Here is a 21,025-nt window from a genome sequence, read left to right on the forward strand (position 1 = left end):
TGGGACGAGTGATGTCGCAAAATTTAAATAAGAGGTTTTATATTTCTTCTTTTCTAGATGGTAATAATTGCTGTTATATTGAGAATTTATATAGTAGTTATCAAAAAGATCCTTCCAGTGTTTGCAAGGATTGGCATCCTCTTTTTGCATTTTTTGACGATAGTTTTAATGATAGTAATAGCTTAGAAGATTTGCTTGCTTCTTTTTGTAAAAAAGAAGCAAGTGATAGTACAAATGATATTTTTTCGATGAATAAAAATAACGTTAGTAATTCTTCTTATTTAGATGAAATTCAATCTGTAAAAGATTTTTTTCAAGTAACTAAAATGATAGATGCATATCGTTCATATGGTCATTTTAATGCAAACATTGATCCATTGGGATGTAATACTCATCACAGAGACATACCAGAATTATCTCCATCTTATTATGGGTTTTCTGAATCTGATTATAATCGTAAAATTTATATGAAAGGTTTATTGGATCTTGATAATGCCACTATTCCTGAGATTTTAGATGTTCTTTCTGGTCTATACTGTTCGAATATAGGTATAGAATTTATGCATATCATAAGTTCTGTTGAAAGGGATTGGATACGAGATAATATTGAAAACAATGATTTATCTTATGGCTTTTCTAAGGGCGAACAAAAAGATATTTTAGATAAATTGATTAGGGCAGATGGATTCGAAAAGTTTATTGATATCAAGCATAAAGGGGCAAAGCGTTTTGGTATAGATGGTTCTGAGGTTATTATTCCAGCTATAGATGAAATTATTAAGCAGGGATCTAAACAGGGTGTGGATGAGATAATTTTGGGAATGCCTCATCGAGGTCGTTTAAATGTTTTATCTCAGATAATGAATAAGATTCCGCGTTCTATTTTTTATGAATTTAAAGGAAAATGTTCTTTAGAAAATGAGCATTCGGGTGATGTAAAATATCACTTGGGATTTTATTGTAGCCGTAAAATTTCTGGAAATAATATTAATTTATTACTTTGTAATAATCCTTCACATCTTGAATTTGTTGGTCCTATAGTAGTGGGGAGTGTCCGTGCTAGACAGGATTTAAAGAATGATGTTTTAGGGGAAGATATCGTTTCTGTAGAAAAACGATCTCAAGTTATTCCGATTATTATTCATGGAGATGCTGCTTTCATTGGGCAAGGGGTTGTGTCTGAAACTATTTGTTTATCTGGTTTATCTGGATATACTGTTGCAGGAAATATTCATTTGATTGTTAATAATCAAATTGGATTTACTACAAATGCTTCTTCTGCTCGTTCTTCCACGTATTCTTCAGATATAGCTAAGTCTATTAGTGTTCCTATTTTTCATGTTAATGGAGATGATCCAGAATCTGTTATTCGTGTTATTAGGATGGCTGTTTCGTTTCGTATGAAGTTTCATAAGTCTGTAGTAGTGGATGTTGTTTGTTATCGTCGTTTTGGACATAATGAAGGAGATGAGCCATCCTTTACACAGCCTCTGATGTATAAATCTATACGTTCACATGAATCAGTTCTAAATTTATATGCTAATTATCTCATTGAAAATAAAGTTATTTCTAGACAGGATTTAGAAACTTCAATGAATAATTGGCGTGCATACTTGGAAAAAGAATTTGAAGAAAGTGATAAATATCATCCTGAAAAATCAGAACTTTTGCGTAGTAGTTTGTTTTTTCCATCTTCACGTGACGATGATAAACGAGATAAGAAAAGTTCTGTTTCGATAGACGTACTAAAAGAAATAGGTTCTAAAATTTCTTTTATTCCAAATTCTTTTAAGGCTCATAAGATTGTTGAACGCCTAATGAAAAATCGTAAAAAGATGATAGATACAGGAGAAGGAATTGATTGGGCTATGGCGGAAGCTTTGGCTTTTGGTTCTCTTTGCTATGAAGGTTATAAAGTTCGTTTATCAGGTCAAGATTGTGAACGTGGTACTTTTTCTCATCGTCATGCGGTTTTGTATGATCAGGAAACTGGAAAGCATTATTTTCCTTTAAATAATATTTCGAAAAATCAAGGGCATTGTGAAATTATTAATTCTTCTCTTTCTGAGCAAGCTGTCTTGGGTTTTGAATATGGTTATTCTTTGAATAATCTAAATGCATTAACTATTTGGGAAGCGCAATTTGGAGATTTTGCTAATGGTGCTCAGGTTATATTAGATCAATTTATTGTTTCTGGAGAGCAAAAATGGTTATGCTCTTCTAATTTGGTTTGCTTATTACCTCATGGATATGAGGGGCAGGGGCCAGAGCATTCTTCTGCTAGACTTGAAAGATTTTTACAGATGTGTGCAGAAAGTAATATTTATGTTGCTAATTGTACATCTCCTGCTAATTATTTTCATATATTGCGTCGTCAAATTTGTGATAGTCATTCTAGACCATTAATTATGATGACTCCTAAATCTTTATTAAGATATAAAAAGGTTGTTTCTTCTATTTCTGATATGTCTTGTGGAAGTTATTTTCAGTCGGTACTATTAGATGACGCTGATTTTCCTGTAAGGGATTCTGTAAAACTTACAGAAGATTCTCGTATTCGTCGTATTATTATGTGTACAGGTAAAGTGTATTATGATCTGTTAGAATATCGTGACAAGCATAATATTACTGATGTTTATTTATTGCGTATTGAACAGCTATATCCATTTCCAGAAAATCATGTTATGAAGATAGTTTCTCGTTTTATTCAGGCAGATATAGTTTGGTGTCAAGAAGAACCTGAGAATATGGGAGCATGGACTTTTATTAAGCCTTATTTAGAAAAATTATTGCATTCTGTTGGCTCAAGTTGTGATCGTATTAATTATTTTGGACGCTCCCCTTCAGCATCTACGGCTGTAGGTCATATGTCTAGACACCTAGAACAATTGTATTCTTTTGTTAAAGATGTTTTTGAATAAAGATTTAATAAATATTAGTCAGTACTATTACTGAAATCTATCTTTTTAGAATAGAAAGTTATAAATTATGGATACGAAAATTGTATTGCCCTCTTTGGGAGAATCTGTCAACGAAGCAACTGTTGGTACGTGGATTAAAAAAGTTGGTGATTTCGTCGAAATGGGTGAAACTTTGGTAGATCTTGAAACTGATAAAGTGACTATTGAAGTTCCTTCTCCTATATCTGGTCAATTGAAAGAAATATATTTCTTAACAGGTGATACAGTGGCTCCTGGGTCTTTTCTGGGATGTATATCAAAAATTTTAGAAAATAAATCTACTAAAGAAGAATTTGTTCCTGTTGATGTGAGTGATTCATCTAAAGATTTTAAAATGCCAAATTCTCCATCTGCTTCTAAATTAATAGCAGAATCTAATTTATCTCCTTCTGATATTAAAGGCAGAGGCAAAAGAGGTCAGGTATTAAAAGAAGACGTCCTTCAAGCGATTGCTAATTCTAAATCTACTAGTTCCGATAAATCAAAAGTTTTATCAGAAGGAAAAAGTTTTCCTTCTAATATTTCTAGTGGTTTTCCTAATGTTTCTGGAAAATCAACTATTTCCGAAGTGCCCTCTGAAGAGCGGATCAAAATGTCTCGTTTGCGTCATACTATTTCTAAACGACTGAAAGATGCTCAGAATACTGCTGCTATTTTAAGTACTTACAATGAAGTAAATATGTCAAATATTATTTCTATTCGATCTCGTTATAAGAATCTCTTTGAGAAGAAGCATGGTATTAAATTAGGTTTTATGGGCTTTTTTACAAAAGCGGTTAGTTATGTTTTGCAAGAAATTAAAGGTATAAATGCAGAAATTGACGGAGATTATATCGTTTATAAAAATTACTGTCACATTGGAATAGCCGTAGGAACAGATAAAGGTCTTGTAGTTCCGGTTGTGCGTCATGTAGAGAGAATGACTATTGTAGAAATTGAAAGAGAAATTACTCGTCTTGGTCAAGAAGCTCGTACAGGACAGCTTTCTATGAGTGATTTGCAAGACGGTACATTCACTATATCTAATGGTGGAGTTTATGGTTCTCTTTTATCTGCTCCAATATTAAATCCACCTCAATCTGGTATTCTTGGTATGCATAAGATTCAAGATAGGCCAGTAGTAGAGGATGGGCAAGTTGTAATTCATCCTATGATGTATCTTGCTTTATCATATGATCATCGTATAGTTGATGGTAAAGAAGCTGTGATTTTCTTAGTTCGTTTAAAGGAATTGCTTGAGAATCCTGAGCGTTTTATATTGGATTTATAAGCTGTATTTAAAGGTATAGTTTTTTTTATGGTATTTGTTTTGTATTTGCTTTTATCATGATCAAAATAGAAGTTTTTAATTATTGGTTATATGTATTAAGAAGACAAATATTTAATTTCGTAATTTGAGTATAATTTTATGGTTTTTCATAATTTATCTCTTTATGGCAGAGAGGGTAATTCATCTAAAACGGGAAAAATGATGGTTTATGATGTTGTTGTTATAGGAAGTGGTCCAGCTGGGTATGCTTGTGCGATAAAGGCATCTCAGTTAAAAAATAAAGTTGCTATAGTCGAAAAAGAAAAGAATTATGGTGGAACTTGTTTAAATGTTGGGTGTATTCCTTCAAAGGCTTTGCTTTATACATCGGAAGTTTACAATCATATTTCTAAAGGAGTAGAGGGTTTAGGGATAAATATTTCATCTTTTCAATTAGATTTAGAAAAGATGATGTCTTATAAAAAATCTGTTGTTCAATCTAATATTCAAGGAATAGATTATCTTTTAAAGAAAAATAAGATTTTTCCCTATCAAGGATTAGCAAAGATCATATCTCCAAATAAAATATTAGTTAAAAATGGTTCTTCAGAAGAAACAATTGAAGCAAAGAATATAGTTATTGCAACTGGATCAGAATCTTCTGGTTTGCCGGGAATGTCAATTAATTTTGATGAAAAGGTAATAGTATCTTCTACGGGTGCGTTATCATTTTCTTCTGTTCCAAAAAATTTATTAGTTATAGGTGCTGGAGTAATTGGTTTAGAACTAGGTTCTGTTTGGATGCGTCTTGGTTCTCATGTAAAAGTTATTGAGCATTCTAGTTCTATTTTAAATGGAATGGATAAAGAAGTATCATTACAATTTTTCAAAATTATGTCCAAGCAGGGAATGGATTTTCAACTAAATTCAAAGGTTGTTTCTGTAAAAAAAGTAAAAGAAAAAGCCAAAGTATCTTGTCAGGACTTAGATGGTAAGTCTATAGAAATAGATGCTGATTCTGTTTTGATCTCTGCGGGACGTAAGCCATATACAAAAGGTTTAGGACTTGAAACAATAGGTATAAATGTTGATCATAGAGGATTTATAGAAATAGGAGAGGGATTTAAAACATCTATTCCAAATATTTATGCTATTGGTGATGTTGTACGTGGGCCGATGCTAGCTCATAAAGGAGAGGATGAAGGTATTGCTGTAGCTGAAATAATTTCTGGCCAAAAAGGGCATGTAAATTATGGAATAATCCCGAATGTTGTTTATACTCATCCTGAAGTTGCTTCGATAGGAAAAACCGAAGAACAACTAAAATATGAAAATAAGTCTTATAAAATAGGAAGGTTCCCTTTTAGTGCTAATGGTAGAGCTCGTTCTATGAATTCAACCGATGGTTTTGTTAAAATATTAGCTGATAAAAACAGTGATCGAGTAGAAGGTGTTCATATTGTAGGTACTGGCGCTGGAGAAATGATACACGAAGCAGCTGTTTTGATGGAATTCGGAGGATCTTCAGAAGATCTAGCTCGAATTTGTCATGCTCATCCAACAATGTCTGAAGTTGTGAGAGAGGCGGCATTATCTTGTTTTGATAAGCCAATTCATATGTGATTTAATGTGCGAAATGATTGATCTTTTCGCTGTTACTTTGTTTTGCTTGATTTTAGATACGAAGAAAAGAGAAGTAAAATGGATGCTCTTCAAATGAAGAGAAATGCTGCGCGTAAAGCGATTCATTATGTTGATGATGGAATGATTTTGGGAATGGGTACAGGAAGTACCGTCAAAGAATTTATGATTTTACTTGCTGAAAAGATTGCGAGTGGTTTTCGTATTCAGGTTATCCCTTCTTCTAGAGATACAGAAGAATTTTGTAAAAAGCATTATATCCCTTTAAAATCTCTTGAAGATGTTTCGTTCATTGATTTAAGCATAGATGGCTTTGATGAGATAGATTCGCGTTTGCGTCTTATTAAAGGATATGGTGGGGCTCTTCTTCGTGAAAAGATTATAGCATATTCCTCTTCTCGTTTTATTGTAATTGGTGATGAAAGTAAAAGAGTTGATTTTTTAGGAAGGGGGATGCTTCCAATAGAAGTTGATCAGTTTGGAGTTAGTAAGACTATTTCTGCGCTCAAAGAATTCGCAACTTGTTTTGGTTTAAATAAAAAATTTATTTTACGTAAGAATGGATGTGATTTATTTGTCAGTGACGGAGGAAATTATATTATTGATGCTTTTTTTGGATTTATTCCAGATCCTCAAATGTTATCAGGGGAATTATGTAGCATACCAGGAGTTATAGATCATGGTTTATTCTTTGATATGGTAGATTGTGCAATTATTGGTATGTCTTATGGCGAATGTTTAGTTTTGAATAAATAAAATTTATAGTCCTTCTCTTAGCCTAAATTAGTTGGGAAATTAAGATATGCCTTATGAATATGATCTTATTGTGATTGGAGCTGGATCTTCAGGAGTTCGTTCTGCTCGTTTAGTTGCTCAACTTGGAAAAAAAGTAGCTATTTGTGAAGAATATCGTGTTGGTGGCACTTGCGTTATTAGGGGATGTGTTCCTAAAAAATTGATGTTTTATGCATCGCAATATTCTGAACATTTTGAGGATTCTAAAGGTTTTGGATGGAGTGTTGATTATAAAAGTTTTGATTGGCAATCTCTTATTGTTGCACAAAATAAAGAATTATCCCGTCTTGAATCTTTTTATCGTGATCGTTTAGAAAATTCAGGAGTAGAAATATTTGATAGTAAAGCGGTTGTTTATTCTCCTCATGAAGTATATCTCGAAAATTTAGATCGTACTATTACAGCTAAATATATTGTTATTTCAACTGGTAGATGTGCTAATCGTATGAGTTTTGAAGGATGTGATTTATGTATAACATCAGAAGAGGTTTTTTCTTTAAAAAGTCTTCCTAAGTCTGTTTTAATTATAGGTGGTGGTTATATTGCAATAGAATTTGCTAATATTTTTAATTCTCTAGGATCAAAAGTTACTATAGTGACACGTGGTAATAGCATTCTTTCTAGTTTTGATTTGGATATCCGTGAAGGATTAACAAATATAATGATTTCTAAGGGAATTAGAATTATTCATAACGATACAGTTTTTAATGTTTCCAGAGAATCAGGACAATTAAAAACTATTTTAAGATCTGGTGTGATTAAAAAAACAGACCAAGTAATGCTTGCAGTAGGTCGTATACCTAGGACTATGGATATAGGTCTTGAAAAAGTAGGTATAGAAAAAGATGCAACTGGTATCGTTATAACAGATCGTTATTTTCGTACAAATGTTAATTCTATTTTTGCTCTTGGTGATATTAGTAGTGAAATACAATTAACACCTGTTGCTATTCATACTGCAGCTTGTTTTGTTGAGACAGTATTTAAAAATAATCCTACAGTTCCAGACTATGATTTTATCCCTACTGCTGTATTTTCTAATCCTGAGGTTGCTTCTGTTGGATTTACTGAAGAAGAAGCTATTAATAAATTTCACAGATTAGAAATTTATAAGACAAAGTTTTTTCCTATGAAATGTTTTATTTCAAAACGTTTTGAGCATACAATAATGAAAATTATAGTTAATGCAGATGACCGTAAAGTTTTAGGAGTTCATATTCTTGGAGATGAATCAAGTGAGATAATACAAGTATTGGGTATTTGTTTAAAAGCTGGATGTATAAAAGAAGATTTTGACCGTTGTATGGCGTTGCATCCCACGTCAACCGAAGAGTTGGTTACAATGTATAATCCAAAATATCTAGTTGAAAATCGTATTAAAATAAATATTGCAAAATAAAATAGAAGAAGACATGATTTTTTTATTTAATTTTATGTATAATGACTAAGCTTTTACTTATTCTATTATATATATATGTTAGAATTATAATTCCATTGTTTTTTTGTAATAGTGTTCTATTTAGTGGCAGATTCATTATGTAAAGTTCTTGGGAAGATGATATTTGTTTAATGAATGTATAGTATCGTTTTTAAAGAAGATTACAGGCATGAATGATGATGTTGATGATGGAAATAATGCTGTGCCGATTCCTGATATTTTAATTGATATGATTAAAAAATATGAAGGTTGCATACTTACTGCTTATAAGGATTCTTCGGGTTTTTTAACAATTGGTTACGGACATACTGGTTTAGAAAACGGCATTAAAGTGACAGAAAATATGACCATTACCCAAGAAGAAGCGGAAGAAATACTGAAAGATGATTTGCGTTATCATTTCGATTTAATTTTAGAAGCAAGCCCAAATTTGGCTACAGTTGGAAATAACCGTCTTACTGCAGTAGCTGATTTTGTTTTTAATCTCGGTATCGATAATTACAAAAAAAGTACGTTTAAAAAGCGTATTGATGCTGAGGATTGGGAACAAGCGTCCATTGAATGCATGGGTTAAGGCAGGTGGAAAGGTTTTGCGAGGTTTGGTCAAAAGACGTGGAGAGGAAGCTGATTTATTGATAAGTAATTGATTTTAAATCTAAATATTCAAACAATCACTTTTTTAGTATAGCTTTTCCTTAATTTTCTTTCATGTAATTTATGAGTTTATTCTTGTTTTATGCTAATTCTTAGCAAGAAAAATTACAATAATTTTTAATTTATATTATATTAAACAATGTTTTTTGATTTAATGAACTACTTTTGATATTCTTAGATCTTATCCAAAGTGGTTTTTGATTAGCAGATGGTAGATTTTAAATAAAATAAGCTATTGCTTTTTTAATTTATTGATGAAATAAATAACGGAGTGTATAAGTCTGGTATTATATATGTTTATGCACTCGGATTAAGTTCTTTTTTTAAATAAAATCAAACTAGTATAGTATAGGTGTTGTAGTGGTAGCGATACGAGAAACAGTAGATAAAGTACGAAAAATAGATGTTGATCAATATAAATATGGTTTTGAAACAAATATTCAAGTTGACAAAGCACCTAAAGGTTTGAATGAAGATGTTATTAGATTTATATCCAAAAAGAAGAATGAACCAGAGTGGATGTTGGAATGGAGATTGTCTGCATATCGCCGTTGGTTGAAAATGAAAGATCCTTCTTGGGCTCGTGTCAGTTATCCTGCTATTGATTTTAATGATTTATATTACTACTCCTCTCCTAAAAGTGTTGTAGGCCCTCAATCTCTAGATGAAGTTGATCCAGAATTACTCAGGACATATGAAAAATTAGGAATACCTTTACATGAACAAGAGATTTTAGCTGGAGTACAAACTTCTAAAGTAGCTGTTGATGCTATTTTTGATTCTGTTTCAGTTGTGACGACATTTAAAGAAGAATTAAAGAAATCATCTGTTATTTTTATGCCAATTTCAGAGGCAATTTGCGAGCATCCAGATCTCGTTAAAAAGTACTTGGGTACCGTTGTCCCAGCAGGGGATAATTTTTATTCTGCTTTAAATTCAGCTGTTTTTACTGATGGTTCTTTCGTCTATATTCCAAAAGGAGTTAGATGTCCTATGGAATTATCTACTTATTTTCGGATTAACGAAAGAGGAACAGGTCAGTTTGAAAGAACTTTGATTATTGTAGAGGAAGGTTCTTATGTTTCTTATTTAGAAGGATGTACAGCGCCACAACGTGATGAGAATCAATTGCATGCTGCTGTTGTTGAATTAATTGCGCTTGATGATGCTGAGATTAAATATTCTACTGTGCAAAATTGGTATCCAGGAGACTCAAAGGGTAAGGGTGGTGTTTATAATTTTGTTACTAAACGTGGAGATTGTCGTGGTTTAAGGTCTAAGATATCCTGGACTCAATTAGAGACTGGTTCTGCTGTTACTTGGAAATATCCTTCTTGTCTTTTGCGCGGCGAACAGTCTTGCGGAGAATTTTATTCTATTGCAATTTCTAACGGCTTTCAACAAATAGATAGTGGAACTAAGATGTTGCATCTTGCTAAGAATACAAAAAGCCGAATCGTTTCTAAAGGAATTTCAGCTGGATTTTCTAATAACACTTATCGTGGAAAAGTTTCTGTGCATCGTTCTGCTGATAATTCTCGTAATTTTACACAGTGTGATAGTTTGTTAATAGGAAATAATTGTGGAGCTCATACAGTTCCCTATATTGAGTCAAAGAATTCTTCTTGTAATTTAGAGCATGAAGCAACAACTTCTAAAATATCTGATGATCACTTATTTTATTGTCTTCAACGTGGTATTCCTGAAGAAGTAGCAATATCATTAATTGTAAATGGATTTATAAAAGAGGTGTTGCAAAAGTTACCTATGGAATTTGCTGTAGAAGCACAGAAATTGATTGATATTTCTTTGGAGGGATCGGTCGGATAGGACAGACTATTTTTAGGTATTTTGTCTACTATAATAATTTAGTAAAATGGAAAAAGATATGCTTGAAATAAAAAACCTTCATGCAAAAATTATTGATACAGATACAGAAATTATTCGAGGATTAAATTTAAAAATAGATTATGGTGAGATAGTAGCTATCATGGGTCCTAATGGATCTGGAAAATCAACTCTATCATATATCTTATCAGGTCATAAGGCTTATGAGATAACATCTGGGGATATTATTTATAAAGGTGAGAGTATATTAGATTGGAGTATTTCAGAAAGAGCATCAAAGGGTATTTTTCTTGCTTTCCAATATCCTGTAGAAATACCTGGCGTTGTCATGATGCAATTTTTAAAAGTCGCTTTGAATGAACAACGTAAAGCACGTAATGAAAAGGAGCTGTCAATTCCTGATTTTACTAGAAAAGTAAAAAAAATCACATCAGAATTGGGAATGAATATGGAGATGTTAAAACGTCCATTGAATTTAGGTTTTTCTGGTGGTGAGAAAAAAATAGCAGATATTTTGCAAATGCGTATTCTAGAACCTAGTTTATGTATTCTTGATGAAACTGATTCAGGTCTTGATATCGATGCTTTGAAAGTTGCTGCTCAGGGAGTTAATGATCTACGTGCACAGGATCGTTCTTTTTTGATTATTACACATTATCAGCGTCTTTTAAATTATATTAAGCCAGATACTGTTCATGTTTTATACAATGGTAGAATTGTGAAAACGGGGGATCATAGTGTTGCTATAGATTTGGAAATGAATGGTTATGCTGAATTAATAAAAGAACACGTTGGATAAATGTCAAAAGGTATAAATATGAGTGATTTAACAGTAGCAGAGACTATGTTGCTTCAAGCATGTGATGAAGCTTGTAAGAAATCTTCTCAAGAACAGTCGGTTGCTGATTTTAAAAAGCATTTGTTATCTGATTTTCGTGATCAAGGTCTTCTTCCTACACGAAAAATTGAAAATTGGCATTATACAGATTTAAAAAATCTTATGAAAATATTCCCTGTCAATGAGAATAAAGATTCTATAGTGAAAGGATGTGCTCCTTTAGTGTCAAATAGCATTCAACTTTCTCTTCCTAAGAAAAATTTTTCAGATATTTTAAGAGAAAAGAAAATCGATTTTATTCCTTTTTGTCATATTAATAATAAAAATGATAATTCTTATTTTTTAGATCCTTTAGATAAACATGATGCCATTGGATATATAAATGCTATTTTATGTAATGATGGTTATAAGTTTATGATTCCTGATGAATGTCAATTAGATGTTCCTATTGAATTGCAAGTATTACAGTATGGAGGACAAACGCATTATCGTTATCCTATTAATTTTGGGATAAACTCTCGTGCTACTATTATTGAACGTTATACATCTCCTACACAAGCATCATCATTAGTATCTTCTATTGCAAATATAAAAGTTGGTAAAGGTGCAGATATTACTTGGATTATTGTGTTAGATCAAGGAATAAATGATACTCATTTAGGGCAATTGCGTGCTGTTTTAGAACAAGGATCTTCGTTAAAGGTATTTGTACTAAATACTGGAAAAGGTCTTTCTAGGAGAGAATTATCAATAGATATTGAGGGTGAAGAATCTAAATTTATGTTGAGAGGTGTAAATCTGCTCAATGGTAAGTCACATAGTGATTTATCAATGTTTTTACGTCATAAGTTTCCAAATACTCATTCTACTTCTGTAGTTCGTAATATTGTTTTAGAAAAATCTACTGGTGTATTTCAAGGTGCAATACATGTATCTCCTGAAGCTCAGGGTAGCAATGCTCGTATGGCTTCAAATACTCTTTTGTTTTCTAATGACGCAAGTTTTTATGTGAAACCAGAATTAGAAATTTTTGCAGATGATGTACAATGTGGTCATGGAGCGACGATTTCTGATATTAACCATCAACATTTATATTATTTGATGGCACGCGGTATTTCTAAAGATCAAGCATATATGATGCTTTCATATGCTTTTATTTCTGAAATTATAGAAGATATTGATAATGAAATATTACATTGTTCTGTAAAAGAGTTTTTATCTTCTTGGATGAAAAATAATTTTAGTAATATGGTTGTATTATGACTTTTGATATCAATTCTATCAGAAAAGATTTTCCTATATTAGATCGTTATATTAGAAAAAAGCCTCTTATATATTTTGATAACGCTTCTTCTTCTCAAAAACCTCAAGATGTTATAGACTCTATTAATTATACTTATAGTTATGAGTATGCAAATGTGCACCGTGGATTGCATTATATGGCAAATGCAGTGACAGATAAATATGAACAAGCTCGAGATAAAGTTCGTTGTTTTATTAATGCTTCTTCTACAAAAGAGATTATTTTTACACGTTCTGCAACTGAATCAATAAATATTGTCGCTTATGGATGGGGTGCTAGACATCTTTCTGCAGGAGATGAGATTGTTTTATCTGTAATGGAACATCATTCTAATATCGTTCCTTGGCACTTTTTACGTCAACGTTATGGTATATCTCTTGTATGGATTCCTATTGATAATCAAGGATTTTTACAGATTGATGAATTTAAAAAGTGTTTAACAGAACGAACTAAACTGATTGCCATTACTCATATGTCAAATGTATTAGGAACAGTTGTTCCGATAAAAGATATTTGTCGCATTGCAAATGAGCGTAATATACCTGTATTGGTTGATGGTAGTCAGGGATCTGTACATAATTTTGTTGATGTTCAAGATATCAATTGTGATTGGTATGTCATAACAGGGCATAAACTTTATGGTCCTTCTGGTATAGGAGGTTTATATGGAAAAGAATCTCGTTTAAATGAAATGGATTCTTTTATGGGTGGCAGTGAAATGATTTCTGATGTTACACAAGATATGGTAACTTATGCTGATTTGCCATATAGATTTGAACCAGGAACTCCTCCTATTTCTCAGGTAATTGCATTTGGTATTGCATTGGATTATATAAATAAAATAGGTCGACAATCTATTTTTTCATATGAAAGAGAACTTGCACGGTATGTGAGATCTCTTTTAAAAGAAGTAGGTAGTATAAAAATGGTAAATGAATCATTAGAAGATTCTCCTATTATCTCGTTTCGTTTAGGTAATATCCATCCATATGATCTTGCACTTTTTTTAGATAGTAATGGTATTGCTGTTCGTGCGGGAACTCATTGTGCTAATCCTTTATTTAGATTTTTGGAATTGGAGTCACTTTGTCGTGTTTCGCTAGCAATGTATAATACTTATGAAGAAGCTGATAAACTTATTGAAACTTTAAAAAAATCAGTTCGGTTTTTCCATTAATAATTGGTTTTGCTGTATTAGAAAAATTATGAACATGAAAAAAGAAATTACTGATAAAATATCATTATCTGAATCTGCTATTCCATCAGAAGATCTAGAGAGAATTTCAAATGATATTATTGCTGCTTTAAAAACAGTATATGATCCTGAAATACCTTGTGATATATTTGAACTTGGACTTATTTATAAAGTTGATATTGAAGATGATTATATGGTGAAAATTTTGATGACTCTTACCGCTCCTGGATGTCCAGTAGCAGGTGATATGCCTAAGTGGATTGAGAATGCTGTTGGTGCAATAGAGGGAATATCTGGTGTAGAGGTATCTATAACTTTTGATCCTCCATGGACTATAGATCGCATGTCAGAAGAAGCACAAATTGCAACAGGTTATTATTAAAATAATATAATTGAGATTTTATTGTGTTTTTATATATAAATATTTTCTATCTTTTTTTCTATTTTAAGGAGTGATAAAAGTAATGTCTAATGACTTAATAACCATTACTGAATCTGCTATCTCTCGAATCAAGAATATTGTTCTTAGCTCACAAGAAAAAGCTAAAGGTATTCGTATTTCTCTTAAAAAAGGTGGATGTGCAAGTCTGGAATATATGGTTGATTTAGTAATTAATCCTTTAGAAGGGGACGATTTAATAGAAAAAAATGATGTTAAAATTTGGATTGATTCTTCATCTCTCCTTTATTTGATTGGGACAGAAATTGACTTTAAGACGGAGGAATTATATTCTGGGTTTGTTTTTAGTAATCCCAATCAGATTTCTTCCTGTGGCTGTGGACAATCAGTGGAAATAAAACCCGTTAATATTTAAAATTGCTTATATTAAAATCCTGTATCATATAGGATTTCCATAGTTAGATCATTAATATTTTTTTAAAATAATATTAAAGAATATATAGTCAGGTAAATCTTTAAAAAGAAGTTAGAATCACTCTTTTATTTATTTCATATTGGATACGTGATGTGCTTCTTAAAAATTTAGATTATCAGTTGCAAGGTGTATTTTTTTTCTTAATAATATTTATTTCATCTCGGATACGTGCTGCTTCTTCAAAATTTAGATTATCAGCTGCAAGGTGCATTTTTTTTCTTAATGATTTTAAATATAAATCTTCTTTTTTCGTGGACGATTTATCAATTATAATACTGTGTTTTGTATTATCTTCTCTTAAGATTGGATCAATAACTTCAATAACTTTTTCTTTCACGGATTGAGGATTGATATTATGTTTTTTATTATACTGTATTTGTTTTTCTCGTCTTCTGTTTGTCTCGTCAATAGCCAATTTAATAGATTTTGTAATCTTATCTGCATAAAGAATAACTTTGCTATTTACGTTACGAGCAGCTCTACCAATCGTTTGTATTATAGATGTTTTAGAACGTAGAAAACCTTCTTTGTCTGCATCTAAAATAGCAACAAGACCGCATTCAGGAATATCTAATCCTTCACGTAATAAATTGATTCCGACTAGAACATCAAATTTACCAAAACGAAGATCACGTATGATTTCAATGCGTTCTAATGTTTTAACTTCAGAGTGCATGTAACGAACTCGTATTTTGCGTTCTTGAAGATATTCCGTTAAATCTTCTGCCATTTTTTTTGTAAGGACTGTTAATAAAATGCGTAAACCATGTTGAATTGATAAGTTTATTTCATCGTAAATATCTTCTACTTGGGTAAGAGCAGATCTAATTTCTACAGGAGGATCTACTAGTCCTGTAGGGCGAATAATTTGTTCTACAACAATTCCTTTACATTGCTCTAATTCCCATTGTCCAGGAGTCGCGGAAACCAAGATAGTAGTAGGTTTTAGGCAATTCCATTCTTCAAAACGCAAGGGACGATTGTCCATACAAGAAGGAAGACGAAAACCATGTTCGGCTAAGGTAGCTTTACGCCGAAAGTCACCTTGGTACATACCGCTGATTTGAGGTATACTAACATGACTTTCATCAACAAATAGTAGTGAATCTTCAGGAATATATTCAAAAAGTGTTGGAGGAGGTTCTCCAGGATTACGTCCGGTTAGATAACGAGAATAGTTTTCTATAGATTGACAAGACCCTGTTGCTTCTAGCATCTCTAATTCATAGGTAATGCGTTGTTCAAGACGTTGTGCTTCAATTAATCTGCCTTCTTTTTCTAATTCAATAAGACGAAGTGAAAGTTCTTCTTTAATATGTTTAATTGCAACGTTGAGGGTAGGTCGTGGCGTAACATAGTGGGAATTAGCATAGATTTTGATTTGTTCTAAACTTTTAATTTTTCTATTAGTAAGAGGGGAAAATTCTGTAATTTCTTCGATATTACTTCCAAACATGCTGATGCGCCATGCTGTATCTTCAAGATGAGAAGGAAAAACTTCAATAGAATCGCAACAAATTCGAAATGTTCCACGTATAATTCCTATATCTTGACGTTTATATTGCTGTTTAATTAAAGAAGAAATTAATTCTTTTTGTTCTATTTGATCTCCAATTTTTATTTTTATGATCATTTCAGAGTATGATTCAACAGATCCTATACCATAAATACAAGATACTGAAGACACAACAATGCAGTCATTGCGTTCTAAAAGAGAACGAGTAGCAGAATGGCGCATACGATCGATTTGTTCATTGATAGAAGATTCTTTTTCAATATAAGTATTTGTTCGAGGAACATAAGCTTCTGGTTGATAATAGTCGTAATAAGAAACGAAATATTCAACTGCGTTATTTGGAAAAAAATTCTTAAATTCTGAATAAAGTTGGGCAGCTAATATTTTATTAGGAGCCATCACGATAGCAGGTCTCTGCATCTTATCTATAACTTTTGCCATAGTAAAAGTTTTTCCAGATCCAGTAACTCCAAGTAAAAGCTGTATTTTTTTTCCTGAATCAATTCCTTTTACGATTTGTGAAATGGCATAGGGTTGATCGCCAGAAGGATGGTAATTTGTTTGCATTTGAAATGGAATGATATTTTTTGAATTATTATTTACTGAAAAAAAACGATTAGGTTTCCAAATTTTGCCGTTTTTAATAAGAGGATCATCTGATTGGATTAAACGAGCAAGTTCCTTTACTGATAAGGTCATTTCCTGTTCAAAATTTTTATTAGTATTATTATCGAACGTAGATTTTTTATATTTAAATGTAATGCTTGGTGTTTCTTCTTTTTGTTGATGAAGTTTTTTTTCTTGAAGAATGCGTTTTTTTACATTTTTTCTATGTTTACCTGCTTCAGAACGGATTTGACGCATATTATTAGCAGCTTTTGCTTTATCTGTTTTAAGCTGCATTTCTTCAAACAAAAGATCATTTATATTATCTATTTTTGAAGTCATAGTTGATTTTATATGTGATTTTTTTTAGAGGGAAAACTACTTTTATTTGGCATATTATAAGTACTAAAATATTATTTATCATCTTAGGTATTTATAATTTAAAGTCAATCTTTTTTATTAAATAATGATACATCATTGTAATGTAGGTTATTAATAAAAAGTTTAATATATAAAATAATTAATAATTTAGTTATAATAAAATTGTTATAATAATTGACTTTACTAGCTAAATTTACATCATAATTAATATTATATTGATATTACTATTTCAGAATAGTTTGTAAGTAGTATTATGTCTATTTATAATAATTTATTGTTGATCAACAGTTTTTATTTCCAAAATAATATATTTGTTATCAATTTATATATATAACTTGATTATAAAGCATTTTCTTTAATTTGTGTGTTTATATATAAGGATTGAATTGTGGATTATATTTATCTAATTATATTAGCTAGTTTCATTTCAGGTGCTCTTTCAGGATTATTTGGCGTTGGTAGCGGATTGCTTATGATACCTATATTGAGCAAGGCATTTCAATTAATGGGCGTTGATGATTTAATATGTATGCATGTTGCTATGGGAACTTGTTTAGGAGTTGTAGCTCCTACTTCTATTGTATCTTTCATAGCACATAAGCGACATGGTTCAGTTGATATGAAAATTTTTAAAAATTGGATAGTTATTCTTCCTCTCACTACTTTTTTAACGTCATATATGATCTCGCACGTAGATAAATATTTTTTAAACAAGATTTTCTCTGTTTTTTGTTTCGTAATGGGATGTGTAGTACTTAAAAAAGATCATTTTGTTTATAAACATAAATTTCCAGAAAATTATATGAGATATGTATGGGGAATTATCATAGGATTCTTGTCTGGAGCATTAGGAGTAGGAGGAGGAATATTCACTAATGTTGTTATGTTATTCTATGGTTTTTCAATACATAAAGCTACAGCAATGGCAACGGGTGTAAGTGTATTAATTACTATTCCTGGATTATTAGTGCGTATTTATAGTGGCTGGGGATTAAAAGATTTGCCTCCATTTTCTATTGGTTTTGTTAATATAGGTGCTGTTATGATCATTCTGCCTATTAGTATATTGGTCACTCCTGTGGTTACAAAGCTATCTTATGCAATAGAAAAGAAATATCTAACAATTGGATTTAGTATGGTTATGTTTTTAACATCTTTTGTTTTTTCGTAATATGTTTTATTGTAAAATACGATGACAGAAAAATATTAAGATTTTTTCGAATTACTATCTAAATACTCTTTCGTTAAATTGTGAATTTTATTTATTATGGCATATAATCCATTTGTACGTTTTTGAGATATATACTCGTTTAATCCAAGGCGTTGAAGTATTGCAATGGAATCTATTTTGAGTATTTTATTAATGCTATTGTTATCGTAAATACTTTTTATGATATATAGCAGTCCACATACTATTTGAGAATCAGAAACAGCATAAAATACCATGATAGGATCGTTATTCTCTTTATTCTTCCAATCTATTACCATCCATAGCTTGCTTACACATGCTGAGACGATATTTTTATCTATCATGTATTCTTTTGGGAAAGGAGGAAGTTTTTCTCCTAGCTCTATTAAATAGTGATATCGATCTTCCAAATCTTCTATTAAATCGATGTCTTCGATTATTTCTTTAATAGTAGTAGTCATAAGTAATATCCTTGTATTATAACGAAGGAAAAATTGTTCATTAGATAATAATTGTCTAATTATAAGTTAAAAGTATTTTATAGAAATTAAAGATATATTGCATATCTTCATTATAATCAAATATAAACTTGTGAAATAAATCATGTCAAATATTGTTGTCATAGTGAAAAAGCAAGTTTTAAAATATGTGTATTATAACAAAAATTGATTTTTTATTGAATAAATAATCTAAAGTTTAATATCTAATTATTTCTTGGGCTAAAATATTTTTATTCTTTGTATTTATAATCACGAAATTTATTGGTAATGGGATAAAGGCGATCACGCCCAAAACTTTTACAAGTTATTTTAGTTCCTAAAGTAGATTGTCGCCTTTTGTATTCAGAATTATATAAAATATTTTCTACATAACTAACTGTTTCACTACTATATTCATTATCAATATTTTTTAAAGATTCTTCATTTTCAACTATACGTTTAATAATATCGTCTAAAATAGGATAAGAGGGCAATGATTCTTGGTCTGTTTGGTTATAACGTAATTCTGCAGAAGGAGATTTCTCTATAATTCTAGATGGAATTACCTCTCCTAAAGGACCTAATCCACTAGAAATACAATTTAAATTACGCCAAGCTGCTAGTTTGTATACTTGTGTTTTAAATAAATCTTTTAACGGATTAAATCCACCACTCATATCACCGTATAATGTTCCATATCCAACTGCAACTTCCGATTTATTACTAGTAGTGAGCAACATTGCGTTTGAGTGATTAGAAATAGCCATTAAAATATTACCTCTAATACGACTTTGTATGTTTTCTGCTACTATACCACTTGGTTCTTCTTTTAAAAATTGTGCCATGATAGAAAAAAAAACATCAACAACATCATTAATAGGTAAGACGTCATATCTGCAACCTAATGCTTTTGCACAATCAGCAGCATCTTCTAAACTTTGATTAGAAGTATATTTATAGGGAAGCATAACTGTTGTAACATTATCTTTGCCTAAGGCATCAACCGCAATTGTAGCACATAGAGCTGAATCAATTCCTCCTGAAAGTCCAATGACAACTTTATTAAAGTTATTTTTTTTAATATAATCACGAAGACTAAGGACACAGGCACTATAGTCTTTTTCTTCTTCTTTAAGAGGAATATAAACCTTTGATTTAGGATAATCTTTTATAAAATCCCATTGATTCAATTCGTTGTCATACTTCCATTCGGTAATCAATTTTTGTTCTTCGAATTGATTCATTTGAAATACTAATTGTTGATGACTGTCGAAGCAAAAACTTCCACCATCAAATACTAATTCGTCTTGTCCACCTACTTGGTTTGCGTAAATTATAGGAATGTTCGCATGAGAACTTTGTAATTTTACTATCTCTTGACGTTTTCTTAATTTATCTTGACAATAAGGAGAAGCATTAAGAGATAAAAGAAATTCGGCTCCTTGTTTTTTTAAATGTCTACAAATACTTGAATTTTTCCATATATCTTCACATATAAGAACTCCTAATCGAATATTCCTAAAGACAACTGGATCATTACTATATCCCGATACAAAAGTGCGTTTTTCATGAAATTCATTATAATTTGGCAGATTAATCTTATCGCGTACATCAATAATATTACCTCTATCAAGTATTGCAACGGAATTAAATATTTCATCTTTATCTTGACGAGGAAAACCGATTATTACTCCAGCACCATTATCACGAGTATCATTTTTTAAAGTATTTAATGCATGATCACATGCTTTTATAAAAGATTTTTTGAAAATTAAATCTTCTGGTGGATATCCTGATATAAAAAGTTCCGTAAATAAGACAAGATCTGCTCCTTGGTTAGTTACTTCTTTGCGTACTTCCCGAGCCTTGGTGATATTACCTATAATATCTCCTACAATTGGATTCAATTGTGCTATGGCGATTTTAAAATTTTTAAACAAGATAAAATCCGTATTTCAAGTTATTATAATAGTCATTTAGTGCATTTGATGTTTTGTATACTATTAAATGTATTATATTTATTCATCCTAATTTTCCCCTAAAACAATGATTTTTTTT

The 21,025-nt window shown here is 31.0% G+C and carries 16 protein-coding genes; 13 read left to right on the forward strand and 3 right to left on the reverse strand.

Annotated elements, in window-relative coordinates; genetic code table 11:
• The first annotated feature begins 8 nt into the window (after positions 1-8).
• The 12 genes from GY664_RS02685 (at position 9) to GY664_RS02740 (ending at position 14,736) form a co-directional block, all read left to right on the forward strand.
• Positions 9-2,921 (forward strand): 2-oxoglutarate dehydrogenase E1 component, encoded by a 2,913-nt coding sequence (locus GY664_RS02685; RefSeq protein ID WP_408612126.1) that lies wholly within the window; start codon positions 9-11, stop codon positions 2,919-2,921.
• A gap of 67 nt (positions 2,922-2,988) precedes the next feature.
• The gene (gene odhB, locus GY664_RS02690) at positions 2,989-4,230 is read left to right on the forward strand and encodes a 2-oxoglutarate dehydrogenase complex dihydrolipoyllysine-residue succinyltransferase (protein ID WP_333947925.1); all 1,242 of its coding nucleotides are present in this window, start codon (positions 2,989-2,991) and stop codon (positions 4,228-4,230) included.
• Between the two features lie 201 nt (positions 4,231-4,431).
• Positions 4,432-5,832 carry a dihydrolipoyl dehydrogenase gene (gene lpdA / locus GY664_RS02695; protein WP_333947971.1) on the forward strand — a complete coding sequence of 467 codons (1,401 nt, stop codon included), beginning with the start codon at positions 4,432-4,434 and terminating at the stop codon, positions 5,830-5,832.
• Positions 5,833-5,910: 78 nt separating this feature from the next.
• On the forward strand, positions 5,911-6,606 hold the full coding sequence (rpiA, locus tag GY664_RS02700) for a ribose-5-phosphate isomerase RpiA (protein WP_333947926.1): 696 nt from the start codon (positions 5,911-5,913) through the stop codon (positions 6,604-6,606).
• Positions 6,607-6,652: 46 nt separating this feature from the next.
• A complete protein-coding gene (gene gorA, locus GY664_RS02705) occupies positions 6,653-8,044 on the forward strand; it encodes a glutathione-disulfide reductase (RefSeq protein WP_333947927.1) in 1,392 nt (463 codons plus the stop codon).
• Between the two features lie 208 nt (positions 8,045-8,252).
• On the forward strand, positions 8,253-8,657 hold the full coding sequence (locus GY664_RS02710; RefSeq protein WP_333947928.1) for a lysozyme: 405 nt from the start codon (positions 8,253-8,255) through the stop codon (positions 8,655-8,657).
• 440 nt (positions 8,658-9,097) lie between these two features.
• On the forward strand, positions 9,098-10,567 hold the full coding sequence (gene sufB, locus GY664_RS02715; RefSeq protein WP_333947929.1) for a Fe-S cluster assembly protein SufB: 1,470 nt from the start codon (positions 9,098-9,100) through the stop codon (positions 10,565-10,567).
• A gap of 58 nt (positions 10,568-10,625) precedes the next feature.
• Positions 10,626-11,384 (forward strand): Fe-S cluster assembly ATPase SufC, encoded by a 759-nt coding sequence (sufC, locus tag GY664_RS02720; RefSeq protein WP_333947930.1) that lies wholly within the window; start codon positions 10,626-10,628, stop codon positions 11,382-11,384.
• Positions 11,385-11,402: 18 nt separating this feature from the next.
• Positions 11,403-12,686, forward strand: a complete 1,284-nt coding sequence (gene sufD / locus GY664_RS02725) for a Fe-S cluster assembly protein SufD (RefSeq protein WP_333947931.1) — start codon at positions 11,403-11,405, stop codon at positions 12,684-12,686.
• Positions 12,683-13,903 (forward strand): cysteine desulfurase, encoded by a 1,221-nt coding sequence (locus GY664_RS02730; RefSeq protein ID WP_333947932.1) that lies wholly within the window; start codon positions 12,683-12,685, stop codon positions 13,901-13,903. Before sufD ends, GY664_RS02730 begins: the two co-directional genes overlap by 4 nt.
• A gap of 28 nt (positions 13,904-13,931) precedes the next feature.
• Positions 13,932-14,303, forward strand: coding sequence for an SUF system Fe-S cluster assembly protein (locus tag GY664_RS02735; RefSeq protein ID WP_333947933.1), 372 nt, complete (start codon positions 13,932-13,934; stop codon positions 14,301-14,303).
• Between the two features lie 82 nt (positions 14,304-14,385).
• Positions 14,386-14,736, forward strand: coding sequence for a HesB/IscA family protein (locus GY664_RS02740; protein WP_333947934.1), 351 nt, complete (start codon positions 14,386-14,388; stop codon positions 14,734-14,736).
• A gap of 175 nt (positions 14,737-14,911) precedes the next feature.
• Here the strand turns inward: GY664_RS02740 and uvrB are convergent, their stop codons facing one another.
• The gene (gene uvrB, locus GY664_RS02745; protein WP_408612125.1) at positions 14,912-17,260 is read right to left on the reverse strand and encodes an excinuclease ABC subunit UvrB; all 2,349 of its coding nucleotides are present in this window, start codon (positions 17,258-17,260) and stop codon (positions 14,912-14,914) included.
• Positions 17,261-17,687: 427 nt separating this feature from the next.
• Between uvrB and GY664_RS02750 the strand changes: the two genes are divergently transcribed.
• Positions 17,688-18,470 carry a sulfite exporter TauE/SafE family protein gene (locus GY664_RS02750; RefSeq protein ID WP_333947935.1) on the forward strand — a complete coding sequence of 261 codons (783 nt, stop codon included), beginning with the start codon at positions 17,688-17,690 and terminating at the stop codon, positions 18,468-18,470.
• Positions 18,471-18,505: 35 nt separating this feature from the next.
• On the opposite strand, the gene GY664_RS02755 is transcribed toward GY664_RS02750, so the two are convergent.
• Both GY664_RS02755 and GY664_RS02760 read right to left on the reverse strand, forming a co-directional pair.
• Positions 18,506-18,949 (reverse strand): SufE family protein, encoded by a 444-nt coding sequence (locus GY664_RS02755; RefSeq protein ID WP_333947936.1) that lies wholly within the window; start codon positions 18,947-18,949, stop codon positions 18,506-18,508.
• Positions 18,950-19,218: 269 nt separating this feature from the next.
• On the reverse strand, positions 19,219-20,907 hold the full coding sequence (locus tag GY664_RS02760) for an NAD+ synthase (RefSeq protein WP_333947937.1): 1,689 nt from the start codon (positions 20,905-20,907) through the stop codon (positions 19,219-19,221).
• Positions 20,908-21,025: the final 118 nt, after the last annotated feature.

This window comes from Candidatus Liberibacter brunswickensis, from assembly GCF_036858155.1.
In the GTDB taxonomy this organism is placed as follows: domain Bacteria; phylum Pseudomonadota; class Alphaproteobacteria; order Rhizobiales; family Rhizobiaceae; genus Liberibacter; species Liberibacter brunswickensis.

Coding starts and splice junctions, on each gene's coding strand:
- GY664_RS02710 (WP_333947928.1), top strand. CDS start 8,253: ATGAATGATGATGTTGATGATGGAAATAATGCTGTGCCGATTCCTGAT.
- GY664_RS02740 (WP_333947934.1), top strand. CDS start 14,386: ATGTCTAATGACTTAATAACCATTACTGAATCTGCTATCTCTCGAATC.
- lpdA (WP_333947971.1), top strand. CDS start 4,432: ATGGTTTATGATGTTGTTGTTATAGGAAGTGGTCCAGCTGGGTATGCT.
- odhB (WP_333947925.1), top strand. CDS start 2,989: ATGGATACGAAAATTGTATTGCCCTCTTTGGGAGAATCTGTCAACGAA.
- sufD (WP_333947931.1), top strand. CDS start 11,403: ATGAGTGATTTAACAGTAGCAGAGACTATGTTGCTTCAAGCATGTGAT.
- uvrB (WP_408612125.1), bottom strand. CDS start 17,260: ATGACTTCAAAAATAGATAATATAAATGATCTTTTGTTTGAAGAAATG.
- gorA (WP_333947927.1), top strand. CDS start 6,653: ATGCCTTATGAATATGATCTTATTGTGATTGGAGCTGGATCTTCAGGA.
- GY664_RS02730 (WP_333947932.1), top strand. CDS start 12,683: ATGACTTTTGATATCAATTCTATCAGAAAAGATTTTCCTATATTAGAT.
- sufC (WP_333947930.1), top strand. CDS start 10,626: ATGCTTGAAATAAAAAACCTTCATGCAAAAATTATTGATACAGATACA.
- GY664_RS02735 (WP_333947933.1), top strand. CDS start 13,932: ATGAACATGAAAAAAGAAATTACTGATAAAATATCATTATCTGAATCT.
- rpiA (WP_333947926.1), top strand. CDS start 5,911: ATGGATGCTCTTCAAATGAAGAGAAATGCTGCGCGTAAAGCGATTCAT.
- GY664_RS02755 (WP_333947936.1), bottom strand. CDS start 18,949: ATGACTACTACTATTAAAGAAATAATCGAAGACATCGATTTAATAGAA.